We start from the raw sequence: 7,823 nt of genomic DNA, 5'->3' as shown, positions 1-7,823 counted from the left end.
ACGGCCTGTCCAGCCCCGCGACGCGGAGCGGAGAAGGCGGGGGCGGCGGGATCCTGCGGGTTGCCGCCGGCGGCGGCGAGACGGCCGCGGGGTCGGGGGCGGGGGGGCGCCGCCGCCGTGGGAACACGGCGGCGGCGCGCAGGCCCGGGCGAGGGCGCCGGTCAGGCCGGCGGGCTTGCGGACGCGGCGGGGCCCTCGGGCTCGGGCGGCTCGATCCGGTCGCGGGCCGGGAACAGGCGGCGCAGGGCCACGTAGAACACCGGCGTCAGGAACAGGCCGAACAGGGTGACGCCGAGCATGCCCGAGAACACCGCGGTGCCCAGGGCCTGGCGCATCTCGGCGCCCGGCCCGGTGGCGACGACGAGCGGGACCACGCCCAGGATGAAGGCGAAAGCCGTCATCAGGATCGGGCGCAGGCGCAGGCGGCTCGCCTCGACGGCGGCCTCCAGCGGGTCGAGACCGCGCTCGCGCTGGGCCTGGCGGGCGAACTCCACGATCAGGATCGCGTTCTTGGCCGCGAGCCCCACCAGCACGATCAGCCCCACCTGGGTCAGGACGTTGTTGTCCATCCCCCGCAGCGAGACCCCGATCAGCGCCGCAAGCACCGCCGTCGGCACGATCAGCACGATCGCCACCGGCAGCACCCAGCTTTCATAGAGCGCGGCCAGAACCAGGAAGGCGAACAGCACCGAGAGGCCGAAGATCAGGCCGGCCCCGCCCTGCTGGCGGCTTTCCTGCAGGGCGAGCTCGGTCCACTCGTAGGTGACGCCCGGGGGCGCGACCTCGGCGACCATCGCCTCCATCGCCGCCAGCGCCTCGCCGGTCGAGCGGCCGGGCGCGGGCTGGCCCTGCAGGGGAACCGAGACCAGCATGTTGTAGCGCTGCACGAGCTGGGGCCCGGCCGAGGGCTTGACCTCGACCAGCGTGCCCAGCGGCACCAGCGCGCCCGAGGCCGAGCGGACCTTGAGCCGGGCGATGTCCTCGGGTTCCAGGCGGAAGCGCTGGTCGGCCTGGACATAGACCTGGTAGAGCCGACCGTAGGCGTTGAAATCGTTGACGTAACTCGAGCCGAGATTGACCCCCAGCGACTCGAAGATCGCGCCGATGGGGACGTCGAGGATCTGGGCCCGGGTGCGGTCGATGTCGAGAAACACCTGCGGCGCCCCGGCCGAGAAGGTGGTGAACACCCCCGTCACGTCGCCCGACCCTTGCGCCTTGCCCATCACCGCGTGGGCGGTCTCGAGCACCCGGGACATGTCGGCGCCCTCGAGATCCTGGAGCTGCAGCTTGAAGCCGCCGCCGTTGCCCACGCCGCTGACCGAGGGCGGCGGCACCGCGATGACGAAGGCCTCGCGCAGCGACTGCAGGCGGGCGTAGAGATCGCCCACGATGCGGTCGGCGGGCAGGTCCCGGGCTCCGCGCTCCTCGAAGGGGGCGAAGGTGGCGAAGATCACGCCCTGGTTCGAGGCGTTGGTGAAGGTGGCGCCCGAGAAGCCCGCGAAGGCCACCGCGTTGGCGACGCCGGGGGTCTGCGTCGCGATCTCGGAAGCCTCGCGGATCACCGCGTCGGTCCGCTCGAGCGAGGCGCCGTCGGGCAGCTGCACCACCACGATGGCGTAGCCCTGGTCCATCTGCGGGATGAACCCGGTCGGCACGCGCTGGATCATCCAGACCGTGGCCCCGATCAGCAGGGCGAAGACCGCGAGCATCCCCGCCAGCGCCCCCCAGCTTCCCGCGATCCGCCGCACCGCGCCGGCATAGCCCGCCGACAGCCGCTCGAAGCCGCGGTTGAAGCCGCCCGCGAGCGCCCCTCCCAGCCGAGCCGGCGCCCCGCGCGGGGCGTGCGCCTCGCGGTGGGGCTTGAGCAGGATCCCCGCCAGCGCCGGCGACAGGCTGAGCGAGTTGAGCATCGAGATCGCCGTGGCGATCGAGATCGTCACCGCGAACTGGGCGTAGAACTGGCCGGTGATGCCGGGCACGAAGATCGTCGGCACGAAGACCGCGATCAGCACCAGCGCGATGCCGATCACCGCGGCCGAGACCTCGCGCATCGTGCGCCGCGAGGCCTCGATCGGCGAGAGGCCGAGCGCGATGTTGCGCTCGACGTTCTCGACCACCACGATGGCGTCGTCGACCACGATGCCGATCGCCAGCACCAGCCCGAACAGGGTCAGCAGGTTCAGCGAATACCCCAGCGCCAGCATGGCCGCGAAGGTGCCGATCAGCGACACCGGGATCGCCAGCATCGGGATCAGCGCCGAGCGCCAGGACTGCAGGAACACGATCACCACGAAGACGACCAGCGCGGCCGCCTCGAAGATCGTGTGGTAGACCGAGGTGACCGAGGCCGCGATGAACTCGGTCGGGTCGTAGATCACCTGATAGTCGAGGCCCTGAGGGAAGTCGCCGCCGAGCTCGGCCATGGTCGCGCGGATCGCCTCGGCGGTGGCCAGCGCGTTGCTGCCCGGGCGCTGGAAGATGCCGAGCGCGACCGCGGGCTTGTTGTCGAGATAGGCGTTCGAGACGTAGCTGCGCGCCCCGATCTCGACCCGCGCCACGTCGCGGATCCGCAGGTAGCGGCCCTCGCCGCTGGCGCGCACGATGATGGTCTCGAACTCGCGCGGGGTCTCGAGGCGGCCCTGCGCGGTCACCGACACCTCGAAGGCCGAGCCGGCATCGTTGGGCGGCGCGCCGAGCGCCCCGCCCGAGACCTGCACGTTCTGCTCGCGCAGCGCGGCCACCACGTCGCCGGCGCTGAGCCCGTAGGCCGACATCCGGTCGGGGTCGAGCCAGATCCGGGCGGCGTATTCCCGCTCGCCGAAGATCTGCACGTCGCCCACGCCGTCGAGCCGCACCAGCCGGTCGCGAACCCGCGCGCGGGCGTAGTTGGAGACATAGAGCTGGTCGAGGCTCTCGTCGGGCGAGAGCATGTGCACGACCATCATCAGGTTGGGCGAGGACTTCAGCGTGGTCACGCCCAGCGCGCGCACCTCGGCGGGCAGGCGCGCCTCGGCGATGGCTACCCGGTTCTGCACCAGCACCTGGGCGGCGTCGATGTCGGTTCCCAGCTCGAAGGTCACGGTCAGCTGCATCGAGCCGTCCGAGGTCGAGTAGGACGAGAGGTAGAGCATCCGCTCGACCCCGTTGATCGCCTCCTCGAGGGGGGTGGCGACGGTGGCGGCCACGGTCTGCGCGTCCGCGCCGGGATAGGCCGCGCGCACCACGATCGAGGGGGGCGCGATCTCGGGATACTGCTCGACGGGCAGCCGGGTGTAGGCGATCAGGCCCACCAGCGTGATCACCACCGAGATCACCGAGGACAGGATCGGACGGTCGACGAAGACGCGAAGCATGGCTCAGTCCTCCGCGCTGATGGCGACAGGAACGCCCATCGGCTCGCCCGGCGGGGCGGCGATGGGGGGAAGCGCGACAAGCTCGGGCGTGACCTTCGCGCCGGGGCGGGCGCGCAGCAGCCCCTCGATCACCAGCGTCTCGGAGCCCTCGAGCCCCTCGCGGATCACCCGGTAGCCGTCGATCCGGGGGCCGGGGCGCACCAGGCGCGGGACGACGTTGCCCTCCGCGTCGACCAGCATCACCAGGCGGCGGTTCTGGTCGGCGACGATGGCCTCGTCAGGCACCAGCACGCCGGGATGGGGCAAGGAGCCGGGCACGTTCACCCGCCCGAACAGGCCCGGCGCGAGCGCCATGTCGGCGTTGTCGAGCACGGCGCGCACCCGCATCGAGCCGGTCTCGCGGTCCAGCCGGTTCTCGGAGAAGTCGAGAACCCCCTCGCGCGCGGGGACCTTGGGATCGGAGAGGGTGACCTTCACCTTCAGCCCGCCGCCGCCCTGGTGGAGCGAGGCCTCCCGCGCCCGGGCGTCCCGGGCGTAGGCGAGGTAATAGCGCTCGTCGATGTCGAAGTAGAAATGGATCGGGTCGACGGCGACGATGCTGGTCAGGACGGTCTCGTCCTGGCGCACGAGGTTGCCGGGCGTCACCCGCCGGCGGTCGATGCGCCCGGAGATGGGGGCGTGGATCTCGGAGTATTCGAGGTCGATGCGGGCCTGGGTGACCGCCTCGCGGGCCTGTTCGAGCGCGCCGCGGGCGGCGAGCTGCGCCTCGCGGCGCTGGTCGACGACGCTCTGGGCGATGTTGCCGTTGCCCACCAGCGCCTCGGCGCGGGCGAGCTGGTCCTGGGCGAAGTCGAAGGAGGCGCGCGCGACGTTCACCTCGCTCTCGGCCTGGGCGAGATAGGTGCGGAACTTGCGCTGGTCGATGGTGAACAGCAGGTCGCCGGCCTTGACCAGCGCGCCGTCCTGGAAGTGCACCGCCTCGAGATAGCCGCCGACGCGGGCGCGGACCTCGACCTCGGCCGAGGCGTCGAAGCGGCCGACGAACTCGTCGTCCTCCACGATGTCGCGCGTCACGGGATGGGCCACGGTCACCGCGGGGGGGGCCTGCTCCTGCGCCGGGGCCGGGGCCGGGGCCGCGAGGGGCAGCAGCGCGGCGGCCATCAGCGCCAGCGCGCGCGCCCCGCCCGAGGCGGTCCGCGAGGCGCGGGGCGATGCGGGCGAGGTGCGGGGAGGCTCGGCGAGGGATCTCGCGGGGGACAGGGCGGGGGACAGGACGGGGCGCGGGGCGGGCGGCGGGGTGCGGGGCTCGGGCGCGATGCGGACGAGAAGGCCGGACCCACGCGACGCCCGAACGGACGCCGCGCGAACGGGGGGGCTCGCGGTCATGTCAGGATCTCCAGCTCGGCGCGGTGGAGGGGTGCGCCTTGGATCGGACCGAGATGGGCGCGGCGCCGCGGCGCCAAAAGATCCCCTGCGCCGCAGCGGAAGCTCGGGGCCCGCCGGCGTGCCTTCCGCGCCACAGGTCGCTCCGCCGGTCCCTTGATCGAGGGGGCGGCGAGGCTGCCCTGCGCGCCCTTCGCCGGAGGGCGAGCCTGACGACGCGGCGCGGCTCGACCGGGTCTCCGTCGCGGGGCTGGTCGCCCTGCCCTGCGCGTTTGCACTGATGACTGCGGGGCGGCGGGGGCCGGGCGGTCGGGACCTCGCGCGGGTCGACGCGGGGTCTGCGGCCCGGGACGCGAGGGGCGGGTCTCCGCAAACGGGCGGGCCCGGAACGCGGGAAGGGCCGCGCCGGGGAGGCGCGGCCCTTCCGGGGTCGGGGGGGCGAAAGCCCGGGTCGGGGTCAGACGAAGCCGAAGGAGGCGGCCTCGAGCTCGGCCACGGTCGCGCCCTCGATCAGCACGTCGTAGTCGGCGCCGAGGGTCACGAGAACGCCCTCGGCGGTGTCCTCCATCGCCTCGGTCAGGGCCGAGAAGCCGTCGATGTCGGCGCGGCTGAACACCACGCGGTCGCCCGCGTCGGCGTCGAAGTCGGCGATCACGTTGGCGCCGCCGCCCTCGACGAAATCGAACCGGTCGGGGCCGCGGCCGCCCTTCAGCCAGTCGTCGCCCTCGCCCCCGATCAGCCGGTCGGCGCCCTTGCCGCCGTAGAGCCGGTCGTCGCCCGCGCCGCCCTCGAGCCGATCGCGCCAGGCGTTGCCGCGCAGCTCGTCGTCGCCGTCGCCGCCATAGAGCCGGTCCTTGGCGTCGCCGCCGAGAAGCGCGTCGTCGCCCGCGCCGCCCACGGCCATGTCCTGCAGGTCGCCGCCCTGGAAGCGGTCGGCGCCCTCGCCGCCCTCGAAGTTCAGCGAGTAGGCCGACAGCAGCTCCATGATCGCGTCCGCGTCGCCGTTCTGGGCGGCGGAATAGAGCGCGTAGGTGGCGTTGGTCTCGGCGTCCGAGCCCGCGCCCGGCTCGGCCGAGACGTCGAGGCCCGAGATCGTCAGCGCGGCCTCGAGGCCGGTGATCTCGCCCTCGGCGCCGGTCCCCTGCTCGCCGGTCGTGGCCTCGACCCAGTCGCCGAAGACGATCTGGTCGATCGAGCCGGAGATGCCGTGCCCGAAGGCGGGGCCGTTGTGGATGAAGTCGTAGGCGAGGTCGGCGCCCTGCAGGAGGACCGAGGCGGGCGAGGCCTCCTCGCTGCCGGCGTCGTCGTAGGAGACGAGAACCTGGCTGCCGTTCATGTAATACGTGCCGCCGAAGGCGCTGTCGGGCGTGCCCCCGTAGAAGGCGGTGTCGCCGTTGGTCAGCGCCGCGAAATATTCGGCGATCCAGGTGGTGAAATCAACGCCGCCCGCCGCGGTGGCGTCGACGGTCACATAGTCGGTTCTGGCCATGATGGCGCCCCTTGTCCCGGGCCGGTCGCAGGGACCGGCGCAGCTGTGCAAGACCTGTTGGAGATCGGGTCGTCTGCTGGCTGGCGCGCGGGATCCCCGAAGGGACGGCAGCTCGTGCGGGCGTGGACCGTGAGCCCGTGATTAACGAGCCCGCCGCCACGTTGCAATGGTCCCGGCCCCCGGGCGCCGCAAGGGCGCCCGGGGGCCGGGGTCGGGCGCGGCTCCGGGTGGCGGCGGCGCTGGCGCGCGAAACCGTGAGCGGCCACGGGCGGAACGGTTTCCGATGCGGGGACGGCCAGTCCCTTCCTCGGGGGCTTGTCCGCGGGAGGGGAGCGGTTAGGTGTAGCTCATGCCGCGCCGCATCCCGCAGCGGACGCGACCCCGCACCCCGGAAGGATTTCTCGCCATGCTGCGTCTCGCCGTCGTCACCGCCTCCACCCGCCCCGGCCGCGTCGGCCCCTCGATCGCCGCCTGGTTTTCGGGCGAGGCCCGCGCCCACGGCGGGTTCGAGGTGGCCGACGTCGATCTCGCCGACTTCGACCTGCCCGTCTACGACGAGCCCAAGCATCCGCGGATGCAGGACTATCAGCATGACCATACGAAGGCCTGGGCCGCGGCGGTCGAGGCCGCCGACGCCTTCGTGTTCGTGACGCCCGAGTACAACTACGGTCCCACCCCGGCCCTGCTGAACGCCTTCACCTATCTCGCCAAGGAGTGGGGGCGGAAGCCCTGCGCGTTCGTCTCCTACGGGGGCGTGTCGGGGGGGATCCGGGGCGTGCAGGCGATCAAGCCGATCTTCGCCACCGCCAACATGATGTGCCTGCCCCAGCAGGTCACGATCCCGTTCTTCTTCAACCAGATCGAGGACGGGACGTTCAAGCCGACCGACCCCAACCTCGAGGCGGTCAAGCCGATGCTCGACGAGCTTCAGGCCTGGGGCGGCGCGCTGAAGACGATCCGCTGAGCGCGGCGCGAGAGAGACGTCCCGGGGGCGGCGGCGCGCATGCGCGCGTCGCCCGCGCTGGAAATGCCGGGCCGGGACCGCTAGGAGGGCGCGACCCCGCGCCCGCCGCGCGCAGCCAGAGCCGACCCGGACCCGTGACCGAGCCCCAGCAGCCCCCCTCCGATCCGCTTCGCCCCGACGCCGTGATGGCGCCGCCGAAGTCGGCCGCGGAAGCCAAGCGCCAGGCCCGCCGGCTGCGCGCGCAGGAGCGGTGGGAGACCGCGCTCGAGACGCCGGGCGCGCGGCTGCGGGCCTGGCTCGACATGCTGCTGGCCGATCATGGCGTGATCCGCGCGATCTACCTGAACCTGCACCCGGTGGGGTCCGAGGCCTTTCGCGCCGCCCAGCCCCTGCCCGGCCAGATCGCGCGCCTGGCGCGGCGCGAGGGGCTGCGCGCGGTGATCTCTCTGCGCGGGGGGGTGCTGCACGGCTCCTATCCGCTGGAGCGGGAGGTCTGCGAGCGGGAGGGGCTGACCTTCACCCGCGCCGTGCTCCGCTCTCGCGGGTTGCCGAGCCGGGAGGAGTTCGCCGCGATCGAGACGCTGATCCGCGACACGCCCACGCCGGTGCTGTTCCACTGCAAGTCCGGGGCGGA

The 7,823-nt window shown here is 73.0% G+C and carries 4 protein-coding genes and 1 pseudogene; 2 read left to right on the top strand and 3 right to left on the bottom strand.

Annotation, left to right across the window (positions count from 1 at the left end; all coding sequences use genetic code 11):
* Positions 1 to 161: 161 nt before the first annotated feature.
* The 3 genes from AAC134_RS22945 to AAC134_RS22935 form a co-directional block, all read right to left on the bottom strand.
* Positions 162 to 3,353 (bottom strand): multidrug efflux RND transporter permease subunit, encoded by a 3,192-nt coding sequence (locus AAC134_RS22945; protein ID WP_339951972.1) that lies wholly within the window; start codon positions 3,351 to 3,353, stop codon positions 162 to 164.
* 3 nt (positions 3,354 to 3,356) lie between these two features.
* Complete coding sequence (locus AAC134_RS22940) at positions 3,357 to 4,514, bottom strand: efflux RND transporter periplasmic adaptor subunit (RefSeq protein ID WP_339951970.1); 1,158 nt, start codon at positions 4,512 to 4,514, stop codon at positions 3,357 to 3,359.
* A 679-nt stretch (positions 4,515 to 5,193) separates the two neighbouring features.
* Positions 5,194 to 6,225: a calcium-binding protein gene (locus AAC134_RS22935; RefSeq protein WP_339951969.1), complete on the bottom strand. Its 1,032-nt coding sequence runs from the start codon at positions 6,223 to 6,225 to the stop codon at positions 5,194 to 5,196.
* Positions 6,226 to 6,631: 406 nt separating this feature from the next.
* Here AAC134_RS22935 and AAC134_RS22930 point away from each other — a divergent pair, with 406 nt between their 5' ends.
* On the top strand, positions 6,632 to 7,189 hold the full coding sequence (locus AAC134_RS22930) for an NAD(P)H-dependent oxidoreductase (RefSeq protein ID WP_339951967.1): 558 nt from the start codon (positions 6,632 to 6,634) through the stop codon (positions 7,187 to 7,189).
* Between the two features lie 134 nt (positions 7,190 to 7,323).
* Positions 7,324 to 7,823 (top strand): annotated as a pseudogene (locus tag AAC134_RS22925) (hypothetical protein); the annotation flags it as partial.

Source organism: uncultured Albimonas sp. (assembly GCF_963977235.1).
Classification (GTDB): Bacteria; Pseudomonadota; Alphaproteobacteria; order Rhodobacterales; family Rhodobacteraceae; genus Albimonas.
This window is presented reverse-complemented; position numbering and strand designations above follow the sequence as displayed.